11 protein-coding genes are annotated in these 20569 nt (G+C 68.3%); 4 read left to right on the top strand and 7 right to left on the bottom strand.

What is annotated here, in order from left to right; translation table 11 throughout:
- Nucleotides 1–2: 2 nt before the first annotated feature.
- The 3 genes from M0765_RS01570 to M0765_RS01580 form a co-directional block, all read right to left on the bottom strand.
- Nucleotides 3–254 carry an MbtH family protein gene (locus M0765_RS01570; RefSeq protein ID WP_258501613.1) on the bottom strand — a complete coding sequence of 84 codons (252 nt, stop codon included), beginning with the start codon at nt 252–254 and terminating at the stop codon, nt 3–5.
- Between the two features lie 102 nt (nt 255–356).
- The gene (locus M0765_RS01575; RefSeq protein WP_258501614.1) at nt 357–584 is read right to left on the bottom strand and encodes a DUF4880 domain-containing protein; all 228 of its coding nucleotides are present in this window, start codon (nt 582–584) and stop codon (nt 357–359) included.
- A gap of 104 nt (nt 585–688) precedes the next feature.
- Entirely contained in the window at nt 689–1234 is a 546-nt protein-coding gene (locus M0765_RS01580; protein WP_432445558.1) for a sigma-70 family RNA polymerase sigma factor, read from the bottom strand.
- Between the two features lie 307 nt (nt 1235–1541).
- On the opposite strand from M0765_RS01580, the gene M0765_RS01585 reads away from it, so the two are divergent.
- Nucleotides 1542–2399 carry a plasmid replication/partition related protein gene (locus tag M0765_RS01585; protein WP_258501615.1) on the top strand — a complete coding sequence of 286 codons (858 nt, stop codon included), beginning with the start codon at nt 1542–1544 and terminating at the stop codon, nt 2397–2399.
- A 33-nt stretch (nt 2400–2432) separates the two neighbouring features.
- Here the strand turns inward: M0765_RS01585 and M0765_RS01590 are convergent, their stop codons facing one another.
- Complete coding sequence (locus M0765_RS01590) at nt 2433–3386, bottom strand: LysR family transcriptional regulator (protein WP_258501616.1); 954 nt, start codon at nt 3384–3386, stop codon at nt 2433–2435.
- 71 nt (nt 3387–3457) lie between these two features.
- Between M0765_RS01590 and M0765_RS01595 the strand changes: the two genes are divergently transcribed.
- Both M0765_RS01595 and M0765_RS01600 read left to right on the top strand, forming a co-directional pair.
- A complete protein-coding gene (locus M0765_RS01595) occupies nt 3458–4600 on the top strand; it encodes a DSD1 family PLP-dependent enzyme (RefSeq protein WP_446751529.1) in 1143 nt (380 codons plus the stop codon).
- Between the two features lie 11 nt (nt 4601–4611).
- A complete protein-coding gene (locus M0765_RS01600) occupies nt 4612–4998 on the top strand; it encodes a RidA family protein (protein WP_258501618.1) in 387 nt (128 codons plus the stop codon).
- Between the two features lie 172 nt (nt 4999–5170).
- Here the strand turns inward: M0765_RS01600 and M0765_RS01605 are convergent, their stop codons facing one another.
- Nucleotides 5171–5923 carry a hypothetical protein gene (locus M0765_RS01605; RefSeq protein ID WP_258501619.1) on the bottom strand — a complete coding sequence of 251 codons (753 nt, stop codon included), beginning with the start codon at nt 5921–5923 and terminating at the stop codon, nt 5171–5173.
- A gap of 256 nt (nt 5924–6179) precedes the next feature.
- Between M0765_RS01605 and M0765_RS01610 the strand changes: the two genes are divergently transcribed.
- Complete coding sequence (locus tag M0765_RS01610; protein ID WP_258501620.1) at nt 6180–7886, top strand: hypothetical protein; 1707 nt, start codon at nt 6180–6182, stop codon at nt 7884–7886.
- Nucleotides 7887–8176: 290 nt separating this feature from the next.
- Here the strand turns inward: M0765_RS01610 and M0765_RS01615 are convergent, their stop codons facing one another.
- Together M0765_RS01615 and M0765_RS01620 are read right to left on the bottom strand one after the other, a co-directional pair.
- Entirely contained in the window at nt 8177–12430 is a 4254-nt protein-coding gene (locus M0765_RS01615; RefSeq protein WP_258501622.1) for an OmpA family protein, read from the bottom strand.
- A gap of 65 nt (nt 12431–12495) precedes the next feature.
- Nucleotides 12496–20457: an SdrD B-like domain-containing protein gene (locus M0765_RS01620; RefSeq protein ID WP_258501624.1), complete on the bottom strand. Its 7962-nt coding sequence runs from the start codon at nt 20455–20457 to the stop codon at nt 12496–12498.
- Between the last annotated feature and the right edge of the window lie 112 nt (nt 20458–20569).

Consider the following 20569-nt stretch of genomic DNA (forward strand, 5'->3'; position numbering starts at 1 on the left):
CGTCAACCGGCCGCAGGTTCGGTGGTCGGGTTTTGTTCTTGCCGCGCCATCCATTCGCGCAGCGACCGGGGCCGCATGTCGGTCCAGGCTTCTTCGACATAGGCAAGCGCGGTCTTCTTGTCGCCCTTGATGCCCTCGACCGCAGTCCATCCCTTTGGCACGGCCTTCCAGTGGGGCCAGATGGAATACTGGTCTTCGTGGTTGACCAGAACAATGAAGGTCTCGTCTTCGCGATCGAAGCAGCTCGTCGACATGGATGCGTCCTTATGCGGTTGAACAGGTTCTGGCGATCAGGAGGCCCGGCGGGCCTTCTGTTCGCTCCTCTGTTCAACAAGACGTTTCAGGACGCGATCTGTTCACTCCGAAGAAGCAGGGGGAGAAGCAGGCGGAGACTCAGGCGGTACAAGGCCCGCGAGCAGCCACAGGCGGGCCGCCTTGTCGTAGGCCTTGCGATGCAGGGGGTCTGCAAGAAGCCAGGCAGTCATCTCGCTGCGCGCAGCGGCATCGAAGCTCTCGCGGTCGTACTCGCGCTGCACCCATTGCCATGCGGCGTTCCAGATGGGATCGTCCTGTTCTTGTGTCATGTGCGTGAAGATGTGTGGCATTGCGCGGCAGCACAATGCATCGGCGCTAAGGCTTTTACCTTACACCAATCTCGCACGCCTTCAGGGCGTCGAATGCCCAGGGCTCAATCGTCGTCGAGCAGCCGGCCGCATTCCTTGATCGCTTGTGCCGCCTCGGCGATCAACCCGTTCACCAGCCCGAGCGCGCAACCCAGGCGCAATGCGATTTCGCGCTGTGTGAGGCCTTCGAGGCGATAGAGCTCGAACACCAGGCGCGTTCGCGCGGGCAGTGCGGCCAGCACCTTGTCGATCGCGTGAATGGCCTGGCGCTCGCGCATCAGGCGATCGGGCGAAGGCGGGCCCGCCACGTCCAGCGCCTCGACATCGACGTCGAAGGTTCGGTAGTTGGCTTCCACGGTATGCCGCCGGCAGCAGTCGAGCGCCACGTTGCGCACCACCTGGCAGCAATAGCCGATCGGCCTGTCGGCCTTGCGCACGCAGGGGCCGTCGGTGATCTTCAGGTAGGCGTCCTGCAGCACGTCGTCGGCGAGTTCCGCGGTGCGCACGATCCGCCGTGCCACGCGCAAAAGCTGCGGACGGTTCGCGATAAAGACTTCGGCGAGCGTGGGCTCGGAAAGAGGCAACGCCATGTCGATGGGCTCTCTCATCATGCGAGGCGCAGCGCAAACGGCGCGAAAGAACGTTGACGAGGTTGAAGACACATGAACATGAGGGAGGTACTCCTGAAGTGCTCAATACAAATGAGAATTATTACTACTTGTGGATACAAAAATGCCCCATTTCCCGATCCCTTCATGCTCCATACCCAGTAGACGTTCGAGCGCACCAAAGCGAGACAGCCGCGCGCCGGATTTAGCGCAACCAAACGTTCGGCGATGGTGGGCCGCTTGCATGACAGCCAGATGATCGCGTGCAGCCGCCAACTAGAATTCCGCCCCTTTCCCCGATCCCTGCCTCATGAACATCGTCGTCAACGAAGAACTCAAAGCCTATATAGATCCATTGACTCCGGAGGAGCACGAGGCGCTGGAGCGCAGCATCCTCACCGAGGGCTGCCGCGATGCGCTGGTGCTGTGGGGCGACGTGCTGGTGGACGGCCACAACCGCTACGGCATTTGCCAGAAGCACGGCCTGCCTTTTCAAACGGTGCAGAACACGCGCTTCAAGACCATCGAGGACGTGCACCTCTGGATGATCGACCAGCACCTGGGCCGGCGCAGCATCTCCGACTTTCTTCGCGGCGTGCTGGCACTGCGAAAGAAGGACATCGTCGACGAACGCCGCGCACGCGCAATGGCCGACACCGCGCCGTCCGACGACGGGGCGCCGTTCGATGCCGACCCACCCGCCGCCGGAACGTCCGCTGACGACACCCCTGCCCTGCCCCCTCCCGCACCGCTGAGCAGCCGCGAAGCCATTGCACGCGCAGCGCGGCTCAGCAGCAACCAGGTGGTGATGATCGAGAAGATCCAGAAACAGGCCGCGCCCGAATTGGTCGCAGCCGTGAAGTCGGGCGTCATTTCCATCAACACCGCGGCGGCGGTGGCCAGCCTGCCCGCCGAAGAACAGGTTTCCGCGGCAAACGCGGGCAAGGACGAACTCAAGCAGGCCGCCAAGCGGGTTCGCGAAGCCAAGCGCAAGCCGCGCGAGGAAGCGGCCGAGGCTGCTGAGTCGGCTGAATCGAATATGGCCGACCAGCCGGCAAAGGCCGACGCGCTCCTGCTGCTGCTGGAGCAGCGCGTGGCAGAACTCACGGCCGAGAACGACGCCTTGCGCAAGCAGGTCGCCGAACTGCAGGCGCAGCTGGCGAGCTGATCAGGACATGCCGGTTGCCTGCAGCCGGATCTCTCAGCGCCGCTGAGCCGGCAGTTTTCCGAGCGATTCCTCAAAGAACTGAAGCAGCGCCTGGACGCGCGCCGTGCGGCCCTGCCGCGTGGGGACCAGCGCCGTCACGGGCGCACTATCGAGCGCCCAGTCGGGCAGCACCCGCACAAGGGTTCCACGGGCAATCGACTCCGCGGCATCCCACTCGGAGCGCAGCACCAGGCCAAGGCCCTGCTCGGCCCACTCGCGCGCCACGGTGCCGTCGTTCGAGGTGTAGCTGGGCACGATGCGCACGGTCTCGCGCGGCTTCTGCCGTCGCGTGGCATCGAGCACCTTTGCCTTTCCCGTCGCCTTCGCAGCGGGCCGCTGGAAATGCCACAGCGTCACGTCTTCCTCGTTCTCGCGGATGCTGATGCAACAATGCCTCAGCAGGTCGCGCGGCTCGCTGGGCGTTCCGTGCGTGCGCAGGTAACCCGGGCTCGCGCACAGCCAGCGCTCATTGAAGGCGAGCGTGCGCGCAACCCACGACGAATCGCGCACCGTGCCGATGTGAATCACCACATCCGAATCGTGCCTGTCGGGCCACGGCGTTTCCCTCAGGTCGAGCTGAAGGCCCAGCGAGGGATGCAGCCGCGCAAAGCGCGCGAGCATCGGCGCGATGCGCTGCCTTCCATAACCGAAGGGCGCCGCGATGCGCAGCGTGCCGGTCAAGCGGCGGTCGTTGCGCTGGAACGATTGCGGCAACGCCTCGAGCCCGGCCAGCAACGTCGCCGCCTCGCGCGCAAAGCGCTCGCCCTCCGGCGTCAGGCTCAGGCGCCTTGCGGTGCGAACCGCCAGAGCCACATCCAGGGTGGCTTCCAGCTTGCGCAGCCGCATCGACAGCGCGGGCGGCGTGACGTTCAACGCGCGCGCCGCGGCACTCAGCGAAGGCGCCTGCGCGAGCGCCGCGGCAAGTTGCAGGTCTTCGATGCGGAGCATTCAGCTGGGCTTAACGATAGTTGTAGTTTCATTAAACCACGCACGCCCCTCGGATGACTACAGTCAGGCCCATGAACACACCTTCGCACCTGGCCACGCTCGACACGCCGGCCGCCCTCATCGACCTGCCGCGCATGCAGCACAACATCGACCGGATGCAGGCGCACATGAACGCGTTGTCCACGCGGTTTCGCCCGCATGTGAAGACCACCAAATGCACGCCGGTCGTGCGCGCCCAGCTGGCCGCGGGTGCGCAGGGCATCACCGTTTCCACGCTCAAGGAGGCGGAACAGTTTTTTGCCGACGGCATCACGGACATCCTCTATGCGGTCGGCATGGCGCAGCACCGGCTGCCGCAGGCGCTCGCGCTGCGCCGCAAGGGCTGCGACCTGAAGATCATCACGGACAGCCCGCTTTCGGCGGCCGCAATTGCCGAGTTCGGCCGCGCGCATGGCGAGGTGTTCGAGGTGTGGATCGAGATCGATACCGACGGCCACCGCTCCGGCATCAAGCCCGACGAAGCGGCGCTGCTCGAAGCAGGAAGCGCCTTGCACGCGGGCGGCATGCGGCTCGGTGGCGTGCTCACGCATGCGGGCTCCAGCTACGAGCTCGACACGCCCGAAGCATTGGCCGCCATGGCCGAGCAGGAGCGCGCGGGCTGCGTGCACGCGGCCGAGCGCCTGCGCGCCGCGGGCCTGCCCTGCCCGGTGGTCAGCGTCGGCTCCACGCCTACTGCGCTGCATGCGCAACAACTCGACGGCGTGACCGAAGTGCGTGCCGGCGTGTATGTGTTCTTCGACCTGGTGATGAAGAACATCGGCGTCTGCACCACTTCGGACATTGCGCTGAGCGTACTCACGACGGTGATCGGCCACCAGCCGGACAAGGGCTGGGCGATCGTCGATGCGGGCTGGATGGCGATGAGCCGCGACCGCGGCACGCAGAAGCAGAAGCGCGACTACGGCTACGGCCAGGTCTGCGGGGTCGACGGTGAGCCGATCGAAGGCTATGTGCTGAGCGGCGCCAACCAGGAGCACGGCATCCTGTCGCGCGAAGGCACGCCCGACACGGACATTGCGACGCGCTTTCCCATCGGCACGCAACTTCGCATACTGCCCAACCACGCCTGCGCCACCGGCGCGCAGTTTCCGCAGTACCACGCGCTGGCGCAAGATGGAACACTCGCAACCTGGAGCCGGTTCCACGGCTGGTGAGAAAGAAGCGCATGACAAGCACCGCTCAACACATCGCGCCCGAAGGCCTGGCCGCACCGGGCGGGCACTACAGCCACGCCACCGTGGCCAACGGCTTCGTCTTCGTTTCCGGCCAACTGCCCATTGCGCCCGGCGGCACCAAGCTGGCCGAGGCCTCGTTCGAAGAACAGACGCGCCAGGTGCTCGACAACCTGAAGGCTGCATTGGTCGCGGCTGGTAGCAGCATCGATCGCCTGGTGCAGGTTCGCGTCTACCTTGACGCCATCGAGAACTGGCCGGCCTTCAACACCCTCTACGCGGAGTGGGCCGGCGATGCGCGGCCGGCCCGTGCCATCGTGCCGACGGGGCCGCTGCACTTCGGGTTCAAGGTCGAGATGGAGGCGGTCGCGCTGGCGTAGTGCAGGCAGGCAAGCACCGGACGCGCCGCCATTCTCGCCAATGGCATACTGGCGCGCGGCCACGCTGGCCGCGGCGATGGAAGAGCCACGGTCCACCCGAAGTACCGCCAAGGGAAGCGCCATGAAACACTCGCGAGATGCCGTGCCTGCGCCATACGGTCAGCGGCACGGCTTATGGAAAGCGGCTCTTCTCTTCGTCGGCTGCATGATCGCCACCGCTCTTCCTTCGGCGGCGCAAGAATGCGGAACGGCGCGCAAGGCAAATCTTCCGCGCCTGGATCGCAGCCATGTGCGCGACGAGTTCCGCATCTTCTACACACTGCACGGCGAGCATGCGCTGCCCGACGCCCGCGACGCCAACCGCAACGGCGTGCCCGACAAGGTCGACGACGTGGCCACGCAGCTCGTGGCGGGGCGGCGCATCTTTTCCGAGGTGATGGGGCTCACGCATCCGATGCGGCAGGCGCGCAATGCGCACACCGCGTCGATCGACGTCTTCCTGTTCAAGATGGAAAAAGGCAACGGCCGCTCCTACGACGAAGCGACGAACTACCGCCTGGGAACCGACGGCCCCAAAGGGCACTGCGCACTGCGCATCGACCTGCTGAACAGCCATTCGAACCAGAACGTGACGCCGGTGCACGAGCTCTTCCACCAGTACCAGTACGGCTACACGATGTTCAAGGCGCGCTGGTTCCTGGAGGGCACCGCGCGCTGGGCCGAGTACGCCTTGCGCCCGGGTATGGGGCCCGAGCGGCCGCTGCCCGGCACCTTGCAGGCCCTCCAGGCGCAGGTGTTTGCCGAAACCTACGAGGCCAGCGCCATGTGGAACCGCGTTGCCGCGCTGCTGGACCGCGATGGCCGCCTCAAGCTCCCGGCCGACCTGGCACGGAGCACTTATGTCGACGGCAGCCCGGTCATCCATGACGACCTGCTGCGCGGCGCTGCCTTCATGAAGGCGCTGTTCGAGGCGCTCGGTCCGCTGGACCGGCAGGTCTCGGCGCGCAACGGCTGGCCTGCCTTCGGCTGGAAGGAAGAAGACCAGCGCTCCCCGCGCATGACGCCGAGATCTTCCGGGAGGTGCTGCAGGTGGTGCGTGCGCAGGCCAGGCGCTCGGGCACCGCCGCCACCGCGGAGATGGACGCCTTCCTGGCGCTGCAGTCGGCATTGCATTGACCGGCATGGGCGCCATTCGCAGTTGCCTGCCGGTCTATCGCGCGTTGATGGCCCACACGCCGGGCCATGTGGTCCTGGTGGTGGGAGCGGTGCTGGCATCGCAGCTGGGTGTGCTGCTCACGCTGTGGCTGCCGTGGAAGCTCGTGGTCATGCTGGCCGGGCCGTATGTGCCCACGCTTGTGCCGCACGCCATCACGGCGCTGCCGCAGAAAACCCAGGTGCTGCTCATCGGGGGAGCCATCGTGGCGGCCTACGTGCTGCACCTTGCGGCCGAGAAGCTGATCGACTGGCTCTGCGAGCGCGGTGCACGGCGGCAGTGGCGGGCCAGCGAAAAGACAGGGCTGTTCAACAACCAGTCGAAGACCGCCAGGCAGGCCTACCAACGCTTGCTGCGCAGCATTGCCGCCGTGGTTTTTGCGGCCGTGGCCATGGTGGCGCTGGCGGTTCTCCATCCTCCGCTGCTGCTGGTCTGCCTGCTGTGGTGCGGGCTGGTGCCGCTGGCATTGCACGCCTCGACCGCATGGCGGCCACAGCTGGCGCACGCATTGCGCAGCTCGCTGAACCGGTTCATGGGCGGGTTCGTGCAAGGAGGATTCTTCTGCGCGCTGGCCTACATCGTCTGGCAATACTGGCGCGACGCCCTCCCGCCCCTGCAGCAGGTGCTGGTGGCATTGATTCTCTTGCGGCAGGCACTGCAGCAGATTGCCCAGGCGGTGCTTCATCTGGCTGCGCTCGACAGGCAGCGCAGCCAGGTCCGCGCCCTGTTTTTGCCCGATGTGCAGTGGCAGGCACCGGCGGCGGTTCGCAGCCCGTTCGACGAGTTGCTGGAGCCGGTGCGCCGCGAAGAATGGATGCTCGACCTGCTCGGCAGGCAGCTCGGTGTTTCGCTCGACCTGCACCTCGACGGCAGGCGGCTGGATGTGCAAACCCGCACCATGGCCGCCGGCAACATCAAGGCGCTGTTCGTGAAAGTGCTCGATGCCGACGGCGCCGTGCAACAGGGCTTTCTCTTCAAGCTCTTCGATCATGCGCGCGATGCTGCGGCCCAGCAGGAAGCCGATCTTCTGGGCGGTGGCACTGCGGGGTTGCCGGCTTTCGAATGGCTGGGCAGCATGCGCGTGGGCGGCTATGCCTGCCACGCGATGCGCTGGAACCCGCGGGCACGCCGGATCGACGGGGCGGAACTCGCGCGAGGCGTCTTGGCGCTGCGCACCCAGTTGATGGCCTTCGAGCCGCCGCTGGAGCTGGTGGAGCGGTACCGCCGTTCACGCGTCGCCCTGCCCGAGCGGCTCTTGCAGGTGCGCTTCGATGCGCTCGCACAAGCTGCCGCCGACACATCGCAGGCAAACGATATCGAGACACTGCGGCTCGCCTGGCCCGGGCTCCTGCAAGCTGTGCATGCCATGCCGCTGCAACTGGTGCTGCCCGATCTTTCCGGCAATGCCATCTACCGCGAAGAGGACGGCAGTTTCAAGATCCATCACTGGGCCGACTGGCGGCTGGAGCCGCTGGGTGCCGGTTGGCCACTTTCGCAGCGGATCGGCACGGACCTGGCGCATGCCTTGGCGCAGGCATCGGCTACGCGGGTCCTGCCAGCAGGCGCGACCGCGAAGCATGCCGAACTCGCCGCCCGGCTGCACGAGTTCGAGCGCCGCCACGCACGCCAGAATTACCAGGGCGCGGCCAACATGGTGGCCGGCCTCCTGCGCTGACCCCTTCGCGCCTCGGGGCCCCGCTAGGCCGCAAACCCGTATGCCGCGGCCTTGCGAAGCGCGAAGTCGGTGATGTCCTGCCGGTAGGTTTCCTCGGGCCTTCGCCCCGCGGCGGCGCGCGGCAAAGTCCACAAGGAAGTCTTGCGCCCACTCCTCGTAGAGCTTGTAGCGTTGGCGGTTGTCGCCCGGATAGTGCCTGGGGACAAGCGCTTCCGCGATGTCCACCAAGGGCACGATCAGGTCGAATTCCTGTCGTTCATGCATGCACCGTTTCTCCCTTGACCGGTGCTTCAGAATTTTCCGAGCACGTTCAGGAACCATCCCTTGCTGCGATAGCTCATGTCGGTCAGGTTGTCGGAGTAGTCGGTGAAGTTGTAGCCCACGCCCACCTTGAGGTTCTCGTTCACGTGGTAGTAGGCGGCCGTGACCCAGCCGCTCTTGCGGTCCTTGAGCTCCTTGGCGCGCAGCGAGCGCCACTCGACCATCCAGTCCCAGTTGCGCACCAGCTTCCAGTCGACGCGCAGCACCGCCAGTTCGGCCGAGCTCTTGAACCACGGCGACGAGTTGTCGCGGCTCGCGCGCAGTTCGCCGCGGCGCCATGCGTATTTGCCGCCGACGGTCCAGCGCTCGTTGATGTCGTAGGTGGCGTCGATCGCGAACACGTGGCTGCGCTGCTGGTAGTCGATGCCGGTGGTCGACACGGTGCCCAGGCTCGAATCGAGCCCGCCCGCCGACACCACCTGGCCCGGCGAAGAGAGGTCGTACAGGTAGGTGTACTTGAAGAGCAGGTTGAGGCGGTCGTCCAGTGCCGGGCGCAGTGCGTAGCCGAGCATTGCCTTCGTGTACTTGGCCGCGGCCAGCGCGCCGGTGCTGCTGTCGCTGTCGGCCCAGTTGAACTTGCCGACCCAGCGCGCGTCGTCGTTCACCTTCCACGAGAACGAGTTCTTCACGAGCCAGCTGGTGCGCGCTTCCGCCGTGGTGCGGTCCTTGCGGTACTCGAGGCCGCCGCTGTACTTGAGGCGCTCGCTCGAGTATCCGGCCGTCAACGCCACTGCCTCGCGGCGCGTGGCGCCCAGCGTTTCGGCGCCGACCCAGCCGTTCTCGAAATTGACCCCCAGCGCCCAGTTCGTGTCGGGCGCGTACTGCACGCCGTAGGCATGCGTGAGGCCGGGTTGCGTGCCGGTGGCATGGCGGTGCTCGGTGAACATGGTGAGCCCATCGGCCACGCGCGAGCGCACGCCGGTCACCAGGCTGCCGCCGCGGCCGATGAGGTTCTCGTCGGTGCGGCCAGTGTCCGCCACATAGGTCATGTAGAGGTTGGAACGGTCGTCGAACTGGTAGTCGACACCGGCCTTGCCTGCCAGGCCGCCGTCGCCGGTCGAAAGCTCGCCGCGCAGCGCGAGCTTGTCGCTGACGCGGTAGCGCCCGCCAAAGCCCAGCCGGTCGTTGTCCAGCCGTGTGCCGGTGCGCCTCAGCGTCTTCTGCGCAAAGCCGTAAAGGCTCCAGCGGTCGTTGCCGGTGTATTCCAGCTGCACGGCGGCGTCGGCGCGCTCGCCGGAGACCGCTTGCGTGCTGGGCAGCGAGGGGCTGGTGATGAGCGAGTCGCCGGTCTTGTCGTCGTAGCGCATGCCGAGGCCCAGCTTCCAGTCGGGCGACAGGCGCAGGCCGTATTGCGCGTCGAGCACGCTGCTGTTGTAGCCGTCGCGTTCGTCGCGGCGGTCGGCCTTCAGGCGTAGCTCGCCGCCCTCGCCCTTTTCGCCGAAAGGCACGGCGGCCGACAGGCCCACCTGGCGCGTCGCGTTGCTCGCGTACTGGCCCGGTGCCGAGAAGCCGGCATCGCGCGACTGCGCATAGGCGCTGATGCGGCCGCCGCCCTTCATCTCGAAGTCGGCCAGGTCCGCCTGGCCTTCGAGGCGCCATGCGTTGGCATTGCCCGTGGGGCCATTGCCAAGTGTCGTGCCCAGGGCGCCGCTGCGACCGCTGAAGCTGAAGCCGCCATCGAGCGAGTCGAGTTGCGCCGTGCCCGGGCCCTTGCTGCGCGCGAACTCGCCCTTGAGGTAGGTGTTCTCGGTCTTGCGCAGCGTGATGTCCGCGCCCGCCAGCCGCTGGTCGGCGCCGATCTGGTCTTGCCGCGACGCGGTCACGCCGACGCCCACATGGTCGTTCGCCCACCACGAGACGCGTCCGCCAATGGCGAGCGTGTCGAGCGAGCTTGCGATCGGCGTGTATTCGTAGTCCACCACCAGGAAGGTCGGCATGCCCGTGAGGCCGCCGGCACGCACCAGCGAGCCGTCGTCCGACAGGCTGGGCAGCGGCGCGGAGAGCAGCACGCGGCCCTGCAGGTAGTCGATCTCGTAGTCGGAGCTGGGCACCAGCTGCGTGCGCTTGAGCACGAAGCCGGAGTCGCGGTCGCGGATTTCGATGTTCACGCGCTCGGCGCCGCGCGTGATGTCCTGGTTGCGCAGGTAGTACAGCGAGCCGCCGGTGCCGCGAAATTCTTCGCGCGCCGCCAGCGTGCCCGGCTCGGCCGCGAAGGTATCGACCTTGAGGCGCGCCTCGCCGAACGAGGTCGATTCGTCGCCCAGGTACCGGCCATGAAAACCATAGAGGCCGCGGCTCACGCGGGTGAGTTCGGTGTCGCCGAAGTTGAGCTTGAAGTTGCCCCACATCGCCTGCGAGCGGCCGTCGTCCACGCGCAGGTAGAAGCGGCCCTGCGTGGGCGCGTCCTCGATGGTGGTGGAGTCGTCGCCGAAAGTGGTCCACGAATCTTCGGGGTCGAAGCGGCGGAACAGCGAGGTCGGGTCCTTGCGGTCGAGGTTGCGGAACAGGTCCTTGAGCGGACGCTCCTCGGTGTCGACGCTGGCCGTGAGCGTCCAGCGGTCGTTGAGCTGGCCCTTGGCATAACCAGCGATGCGGCCTTCGCTCCAGCCGCCACCGCCGTAGCGGTTCTTGTCGTTGGTCATGATCGCGGCCGGGCCGCTCACGCTGTTGCTGCCCACCGTCAGGTCGGCCTGGCCCACGAAGAACCAGTCGCTTGCGGGCAGGTCGAAGTCGCGGCGGTACGAGCGCGTGGCGCCCTGCGCATCGGTGACTGCAATCTCGCCGGTCTGCACGCGGCGCGGCACGAGCTGCTGGAACACGAAGCGGCCGTTGTCGTCCACCGGCACCGCAAAGCCGAGCGCGCGCACCTTTTCGCCGGGGCGAATTGCAGCGCCGCTGGCGGTGACGGTGCCCGCCGCCAGCGGAATGTTGGCAATGGCGACGTTGTTCTGGCCGTAGGCGCGCAGCAGTTCACGGGCCGGGTCGGGCGTGGTGGTCTCGGGCGCATGGCGCTCGGCCACGGTGAGCGAAAGATCGTCCGTCTCGTCGAACCGGCCTTGGCGGTCGTACACGCGCAAGCGGTAGTAGAGCTTGCCGCCGGCGCCATTCGCGCCGTCGGCCAGCCGATCGAGCAGGCCCGCGGGCACCTGCCATTCGCCGCGCATCTCGGTGTCAAGCGGCAGCGTGGCGAGCAGGCGGCGCTGCATCACGTCGTTGGCCGTGAAGATGCGCAGCTCGGCCTTGGCGGTGAACAGCAGGTAGTTGCTGTAGCCCGCAAAGCGCACGGTGTCGCCGGCCACCACGGTGGTTGGCCAGGCGGCGGCGCTCAGGCGGCGCGGCTGCGAAAGGTTGTCGTACTGCAGGCGCAGCTGGTTGCGTTCGAGCTGCACGTCGACGCAGCGCTGGCGGTCGGCGCTGGTGGCACCCTCCCCGCCCGGTCCCGCGGCGCCCTTGCCGTCGAGCAACTGGCCGTCCACGCTCAGGCGCAGCGGCGCATCGTCGGTGCCGATGGCGGTGAAGGTGCGGCACACGCCGGGGTCGGCCGGCGCCGCGGCAGGCGCACTTGCCACGGCGGGCGTCGCATCGGTCCAGTACACGCGCACTTCCACGCGCCGGTTGGCGGGCCAGTTGACCGGATCGGACGCGGGCGCCGCAACGGGTTCGTCGGGGCCGCGGGAGCTTGCGGCTGCCGCGGATTCGGGCAGGCCAAGGCGCTGCGTGAGATAGCGCGCCACCTGCTGCGCACGCGCCAGCCCCAGCGCATGGTTGTCGGCAAAGCGCTCGCGCGATTTGGCGCTCAGCGGCTGCGCGTCGGTATGGCCCACGATCTCGAAGCGCAGCTTGTCGCGGCCCTTCACCAGGCCCGCGATGCGGTCGAGCTGCGCCCGGTCCGCCGCAGCCAGAAGATCGGAGCCCGACGCGAACTGCGGCGTCTCGGTTTCGCTGCGCTCCGTGGCCGCGGGGGCGGCCGGTGCGGCAACAACCGCCGGGGTTGCCGCCGGCTCGCGCGCATCGCCGAGCACGAAGGTGGCCTTGGGCAACTCGCGCTCGCCGCTGCGCGGCAGGTGGCGCGTGCCGTCGATGTCCACCGCGCGCGGGTCGGCCGCGGCATGGTCGAGCATGCGGCCGCGCACGGCGGTTTCCTGTGCCGCGGCAAGCCCCATGGCCATGCATGCGGCGGTGACGGCGCCCGCAAGGGCGATACGCTTCGGAAGCTTTCTCATATCGGCTCGCTTGAACGGGTTCTTCGGTGTCAGGTGGCTTTTCATGGCGTTCACTCGTTCTCGCGTCATGGCTTCACCGCGGGCGTGGCGGCGGGCACCAGCTCGACTTCGATGTCCAGGTTGAAGAGCGGCGGCTCCTTGCGGCTTTCGCGCTGTTCGCCCAGTTGCTTCCAGCGCGAGAGCACAGCGGCCTTCACCGCATCGGTGCGCTGGCGGCCGAGCGATTCGGCTTCGCCGGGCGCGGCCTTGTAGGCCAGGCGCAGCACCGAGGCCTTCTCGGCCAGCACGTTCACCGTGCGGTCGAGTTCGGGCACGAAGCCGGCGCGCAGCGCGGCGTTGCCGTCTTCGAATGCAGCGCCTTGCAGCGCGAGGCGGACCACGCGGTGCACCGTGGCGCCGAAGTTCACCTTCAGCACCTTGCCGCGCGTGGCCCGCTCGGCGGCCGGGTTCTCGCTGGTGGTGCGGTAGCCAGAAGGCAGCGTGCGGTCGTCGAGCTTGAGCACCAGGTTGCTGCCGGTGCCTTCCTTCGGAATGGCGGCGCAGGCAATGTGGTAGCGGCCCTCAGCGTCGGTGGTCACCAGCACGCCGTTTACGGTGGCAATGCGCACGTTGGCGAGGCCGGGCTCGCCTTCGTCCTGGTAGCCGTTGGCGTTCTTGTCGTCGTAGACCTTGCCGATCACGTCGGTGCAGTCGAAGAGCGCGTCGGGCACCACGCGCACGGTGGCGGTGGCCAGGTTCGACAGCACGCGGCCGCCCACGCCCTGCGTGGCGATGACCTGATTGACGAACTCGCCCTCGCCCACGCCGACCCCCACGCCCGCGACCATCAGGTATTCCTTGGTCTCGTTGGGCGCGAAGTTCTGGCCGGGCACCACGACCTGGCGGCCGTTGATCTGCGGCACCACCGGCAGCGCCACGCCGCCCGGCATGGTGCGCACGGTGAGCGAGCCCTGCACGTAGCGGAAGCCCGGCGGCAGCGTGTCGACCACCGCCACGCCCGGCACGGGGTTGCCGCGGGTGTTGCGCGCCGTGATGCGGTAGGGCAGCAGCTCGCCCTTCTTCACCGTCAGCTTCGAGCTGGTCTTGCGCAGCTCGATGAGCGTGGCGTCCGACGGGTCGAGCGGAATGTTGTTGGCCACCACGTGCTGGCCGCCGCCGCCTGGCATCTGGAATGCCAGGTAGTAGCCGGCGCCGGGCACCAGCCCCGCGCCCGGGCTCACCACGCAGGGGTTGCTCTGCGCGGGTGCGGGTCCGTTCGCCGGTGCGGAGCACGACTGCGTGCCGAGTCCGCCCGCCGCCGGCGGGTAGATGGACGACGGCAGGTAGCTGCCCGGCGGTGTGACCGCCAGGCGGTACTCGCCCGCCGGTGCGCCCGGCAGCACGAAGAAGTCGTAGTAGCCGTTGGGGCCGGTGGTGTAGGTGTCGCGGCCGTCGAGCAGATGCTGTGCCGGATCGAAGCCCGGCGGGCCGACCAGGCGCACCACGGCGCCGGGCACGGGCGTGCCGCTCACGCTGTCGTACACCACGCCACCCGGGTCGTACGGCAGGTCTTGCCGCTGCACGTTGGCGCCGGCGTTCACGCGCACCTTGATCGAGAAGCGCGGATCGCTCGCGGCCGGCGTGGGGTACGGGCCGCCCGCGCCGTTCTGCGCCGCATCGGTGGGCCACACGCCGCCGACAACGCGGCCGTCCGGCGAGCGGAAGCGCACGCGGTATTCGCCCGGCGTGAGGTCGCCGAAACGGTAGCTGCCGTCCGCGCCCGTGGTCACGGTGTAGAGCACGGTGGCCGCGGTTTCCGGGCAGGCGTTGCCGCCATCGGCACAGCGCATCAGCTCCACGGTCCAGCCTTCGCCTTGGCCTTCGCCGCTCTCGCGGCCGCGGTTGTGGTTCTGGTCGAACCACACGGTGCCGGTCAGCGAAGCAGGCAGGTTGTTGTGCTCGTTGAAGTCGTAGCCCGTGCCGTTGGCCGCCAGCGTGGTGAAGTTCACGCGGATCTGGTTGGTGCCCTGCGTGGAGCCGCCGAGCGTGCCGGGAATGGCAATGCCCTCGTCGTAGCCGCTGGGCTGCGTCTCGGTGACGGTGTAGCCGCCGCTGCCGGGCAACGGCAGGCCCGCGAGTTCGTAGCGGCCATCGGGGCCGGTCACGGCGGTGCGCGTGACGGGATTGCCCGCTGCGTCGGTGCCGGTGAGCGTGACGGTCACGCCGGCAATCGGAAGGTCTTGCGGTTCGCGCGTTCCGTTGCGGTTCGCGTCGTTGTAGACGGTGCCCGCAATGGATGCGCCGCGCTCGCCGAAGTTGTAGTCGTCGCCATTGCCGCCGCGGTACATGATGCCGGAGAGCACGTCGTTGCCGGGCTTGCCGACGGCCGTGCCATCGAGCGTGCCGACCGCGTCCAGGCCGTCCGCATATGTGACGGGCTGCGTCTCGCGCACGGTGTAGCCGGTGGCATCCGCCGGCAGCAGGCCGGTGAAGACATAGCGGCCGTTCGCATCGGTCACCACGGTGGCGTTCACCGCCAGCCCGCTGGCCGAGCGGCCGGTGAGCGTGAGGCTGACGCCCGGAATACCCGGCTCGCCCGCCTGGCGAATGCCGTCGTTGTTGCTGTCGACGTAGACCCAGCCCGCGATCTGCCCGCCGCGCTCGCCGAAGTTGTAGTCGATGCCTGCGTCTTCCGATGCGAGCACCAGGGCGCCGAAGCGGTCGTTGACGCTGCCGGGGTTCAATGTGCCGCGCGGTGCGCCACCCACGGTGCCGAGCGACTCGGGACCATCGGCCACACCGTCGGGTTGCGTCTCGTCGATCTGGTAGGTGCCGGGCAGCAGCTTGTCGACCAGATAGCGGCCATCGGCGGCGGCCTGCACGGTGTGCGTGACCGGGTTGCCGAGGAAGTCGGTACCGGTCACGCGCACCGTGGTGCCCGCAATGCCGGGCTCCGCGGTGTCGCGGGTGCCGTTCGACGGTGCGACGTCGGCATACACGTAGCCAGACACGCTGGCCGGGCGCACGGCCGAGAAGTTGTTGGCGGCCGAACCCGCACCCGCCGCGGCGAGCACGATGTTCTGGATGACGTTGGCATTGGAGCCGTTGGGCCCGTTCAGCACGCCGTTGCCGGCCGTGGGCACGGAGCCAGGCGTGCTGCCGGCGCCGCTCACATTGCCGGCGCGCGTGATGCCGGGTTCGTAGCCCGCGGGCCGCGTCTCCGTCACCGTGTAGGTGCCGGGGGCGAGGTTCGCGAAGTTGTAGTCGCCGCTGGCGTCGGTGGTGGTGGTGCGTGTCACCGGCTGGCCGTTGACGTCCGTGCCCGTGAGCGTGATGGCCACGCCCGCGATTCCGGGCTCGGTGGCCGGCGCACCCTGCGCGCCGCTGCCGTCGCGGTCGTAGTACACGCGGCCCGAGATGCCCGCGGGCAGCAGCTCGCCGAAGTAGTACTCGCCCTGCGTGAGCGGCGGGTTGGTACCGGCGACGGTCACGCCCGTGATGCTGTTGCCGCCACCCTGCGCCGCGCCCGGTTGGCCGTTCGCGTTGGCCTTGCCCGGTGCGTAGTTGGTGGGCTGTGTTTCGGTGATGGTGTAGCCGCCGGGCGCCGAGGGCGGCACATTGCGGAACTCGTAGCCGCCGTCCGGGCCCGAGGGCACGGCGACGATGTTGACCGGGTTGCCCGCGGCATCGGTACCCGTGAGACGCAACTCCACGTTGGGAATGCCGGTGTCGCCCGCCTGCGGCACGCCGTCGTTGTTGCCGTCGACGAACACGCGCACCGGAATGCGGGTGAGCAGTTCGCCGAAGTCGTAGCCGGTGCCGTTCACGTTCGAGCGCAACGCGATGGCGCTCACCACGTCGTTGCCCGCGGTGCCGCCGGCCGTGCCGGCCGCATCGCTGCCATCCGCGAAGGCGGCGGGCTGCGTCTCGGTTACGGTGTAGCTACCGGGCGTGAGATTGTTGAATGCGTAGCTGCCTGTGCCGCTGGCCGTGGTGGCCGTGGTGGACACGGCATTGCCGAACATGTCGGTGCCGGTGAGCGTGACTGTCACGCCCGCGATGCCGGGGTCGCCCGCGCTCGCGGCATTGTTGTAGTCGGCATCGCGGTACACGCGGCCGGCAAGGCTCGCGGGGCGCACTTCGCCGAAGTTGTTGTTGGTCGAAGTGCCGCCCGTGCCGAGCACGATGGTGTCGATGCGGTTGGCGTTGGAGCCGTTCGGCCCGTTCGAGGTGCCCGCCGGCACGGTGCCGGCGGTGCTGCCCGCGCCGGTCACGCCGCCTGCGCGGGTGATGCCCGGCTGGTAGGCGGCGGGCTGGTCCTCGGCCACGCTGTAGGTGCCCGCGGGCACGGTGAAGCTCCAGCGGCCGTCGGTGGCCGTGGTGGTGGTCAGCGAGACGGCGTTGCCCAGGCTGTCGGTGCCGGTCAGGCGCATCGTGACGCCGCCAATGCCAGGCTCGCCGGTGTCGATCTGGCCGTCGCCGTCCAGGTCTTCATACACGCGGCCGCTCAGCGCGCTGCTCTGCACGGTGATGCTGCCCTGGTTGAAGTTGTTGCCCGCGTTCGGATCGGAGCCGCCGTCGGTGTCGCCCGAGCCGGTGGTGACCAGGTGCGCGCGGTTGGTGAACTGCGTGCCGTTGGCCGGCGTGGTGCCCGTGGTGGTGCGCACCGGAATGCGCACGGTGGCCGTGCCGTTGGCCGGCATCGAGGTGATGGCGCAGCTCACGCTGTTGCCGCCGGCCGCGCCGGTGCAGGTGGGCGCGGCGGGCGTGAAGCTGCCGCCGGTCACGGTGAACACCGGCGTGCCCGTCAGCACGAGGCCCGCGGGCAGCGTGTCGGTGAAGCTCGTGGTCTCCGCGCTGTCGGGGCCGTTGTTGCGCAGCTGCACGAGCCAGTCGAAGCCCTGGCCGATTGCCACTGTGGTGAGCGGCGTTGCGGTGCCGGTGGAGACGGCCGTCTTGGAGGCCACCTGCACGTCGGCCTTGAAGCGGAACGTGGTGTTCTCGGCGACGGTGTTGTTGCCCTGGCTGGTGTCGAAGGCGTTGCGCGAGGCATCCACGAAGTCGACCGCCGCGCGGTTCTGGAAGGTGCCGCGCGAAACGCCGCGCAGGACCACCTGGAGTTGCAGCGTGTTCGGCTCGCCCGTGGCCCCTGTGCCGGTTCCGCCAATCGCCGGGATCGTGAACACGATCTGTCCGCCGGACGAACCGACCGCGGGTGTCGTGACGCCGACTCCGGCCGGCGCGCTGGCCGACACGAACGTGGGCGCCGGTTCACCGTTGGTTCCCGCGGTGGGCAGGTTGTCGATGAGCCGCACGCCCTCGGCCGTCGATGCGCTGTTGTTCGAGACCGTGATCGTGTAGGTGACGTCGTCGCCCACGTTCACCGGGTCGACGTCGTCGCGTTTGGTCACCACCAGGTCGTACACAGGCGCAACCACGCTGGCACCTGCCGCTGCCTGGTTGTTGGCGGCGTTGCCTTCCGGCGTGGTGGTGCTGACGGCGACGTTGTTGGTAATGGTGGTGCCGTTGATCGCATAGAGCGGGCGCACCTCCACCGTGACCGTCTGCTGCTCGTTGCGCACGAGCGAACTCCAGGTGCACACGAGCTGGTTGTTGCCAGGGCCGGTCGGCTGCGTGGGATTGGGCGGGGGCGTGCAGCTGCCGCCGTTCGAGGCGATGGCCCTGATGAACATCAAGCCCGAGGGCAGCGTGTCGGTCACCTGCACGTTGTAGGCGCGGCTGAAGCTGTCCTCCTGCACGGACCGGTTGCGCGCGGTAAGGGTGTAGGTGAGCACCTGCCCGACGGGAACCGAGCCCGGGCTTGCGGTCTTGGTCACCGTCACGTCGGCCACGGCATTGAAGAAGCCGGTGGCGGAGCCGCTGTTGGTCACGCCCGCGTCGTCGAGCACGGGGTCGGCCGGCATGGCTGCGATGGCGCTCGCCTTGTTGGCGATCTGGAAGCTGTTGTCGGCAGCCGAAGCGCCGTCGCCGAAGTGCCGGGCCTGCACGCTGATCACCGGGCACAGCGGCACCGCTGTCACGGGGTCCGTGCTCGCACGGCACACCGGCAGCTGGGTGATGTTGCAGTTGGCGAGCGATGTGTCGCCCGCGCCGCCCGAAGGTGGGGGCAGCGTGCAGGCGCCGGCAAAGGTCGCGGCATTGGCGGTCTGCGACACCGCGGGCGTGCCCACCACCTGCAGGAAGCGGTCGCTGACCGCAACGTTCTGCGCCACCGAGGGACCGCTGTTGACCACCTCGATCTCCCAGGTGATCGCCTGGCCCGCGGTCTGGCGGTTGCCCGCGCTGTTGCCGATGCCCACCACGCGCTTCAAGACCTTGACATCGGCATAGTTGGCGCTGTCGTCCACGCCGGTGCCCAGGTTCACGCAGTCGTTGCCGGTGTTGGCGTCGGGGTCTGCGCCCGCAGTGGGCGCGCTCGCGGGCAGCGCCACGTTCACGCACATGCTGTTGACGATGGGGGCATTGCCCGCCGGCACCGCGGGGATCGTGACGTTCACGGTCACGAAGCCGGCATTGCGCGCACTGCCGCCGCTCGAGGTGTCCACGGGAATGTCGGAAGCCAGCGTGCGCGTGCAGTTCACCGTGGCAGGCCCGTCGACGGGAGTCGTAACGGTGGAACCGCCCTTGGTGATCGTGCAGGTATAGCTCCCCGAATTGAAGCTGTTGATGCGCACGCCGGCCGGCAGGTCGTCGACCAGGTTGACGGTGCTGCCCGCCAGGAGGCGCGTGCCGCCCAGGTTGGTGGCGCCCACCTGGTAGTCGAAGGGCTGGTTGATCGGCACGTTGTTCTGCGGCCAGCCGCGGCGCTTGTCGGCGCGGAAGTCGGTGGCGGAAGTCGCCACGTCGGCGGGCACGCTGCCGGTGGCCGATGTCGGCACCGGACCGGCGGCGTTCACGGTCGCTTCGTTGACCACGCCGGTGCCGGCGGTCACGGCAGTGACGGGAACGACGATGTTGCCGAGCGACTGGTTGGCACCGCCCGCGCCGCCGATGTCGGTGCGCGCGCAGCTCACCGTCTGGCCGGACACCGAGCAGGCCCATCCCGGTCCCGCGGTCACCGGGACATTGATCTGGAAGTTGGCCGGCAACGTATCGGTCACAGTCACGCCCGTGGGCGCGCTGCCGCTGTAGCGCGGCGTCAACGTGAAGTTGAAGCGCTGGCCCACAAGCAGCTGGCCGCCGTTGTGGGTCTTGGTCATCGAGAGCACGGTGCCCGCGGTGACCGTGGTGTTGGCGGTGGCGTTGTTGTTGGCGGGCACGCCGTCGCCGATCGAGCCTGCAGGCGCAATCGCCGGCTGGTGCGTGATGGTGGAACCCGCGGCCCCGGTGACCACGCCGTTGACGGTGATCGTGCGGCTGCCGTTGAGCGAAAGGACACCGACGTTGCAGGTCAGCTGGCTGCCGGCAATCGAGCAGCCCGAAGGCAGGCCGCTGCCCGAGACCGACAGGCCCGTTGGAATGTTGTAGGTCAGCGTCGAGCCCGAGCTCGCATCCGGCCCGTTGTTGGTGAGCGTGAAGGCAATCGGCACCGTCGCGCCGCTGGAGGCGGTGGCAGGCGCCGTGATGACCACGGCCACGTCGGCGCCCTGGTTCACGGTGATGGTCTTGGTTTCGCTTGCGCCGCCGCCCGCCGGAGTTGCGGTGACGCTCAACGTGCCTTGCGAGACTGTGCGCAGCCGCAGTTCGAAATCGCGGGTCTGGTTGGCCGCGAGCGTGATGCCCGAGCAGGTGACCGTGCCGGGCCCGGCCTCGCCCACATTGACGGTCGAGCTGCAGCTACCCACCGGCACCGCACCCGTACCCATGTAGATGCTGTTGGCCGGAACGGTGTAGGTGAACGAGGTACCCGGCGCGCCGATCGGCAGGCTGTCGGTCTCGGCGATGGTCACCGTGCTGGTCACCGTGCCGCCGGCCGGAACGATGTTGGGCACATGCACCAGGCTGGAAACCTGCGGTATTGCATGGGCCGCTGTGGCAAGCAGCAAGCTTGCGAGCGGAACGGCGATGAGCGCCGGCATCCGTGCCATGCGACCACGCACTGCCTTCCGCGCAAGTTTGAAGAAATCGCTCGGCGCTTTCGCGCCCGACAAGATCGTTGGGGTGTTGGGCATCCCGTCCCTCGTAATGGCTCTGATGGCC

Source organism: Variovorax sp. S12S4 (assembly GCF_023195515.1).
Lineage (GTDB): Bacteria > Pseudomonadota > Gammaproteobacteria > Burkholderiales > Burkholderiaceae_C > Variovorax.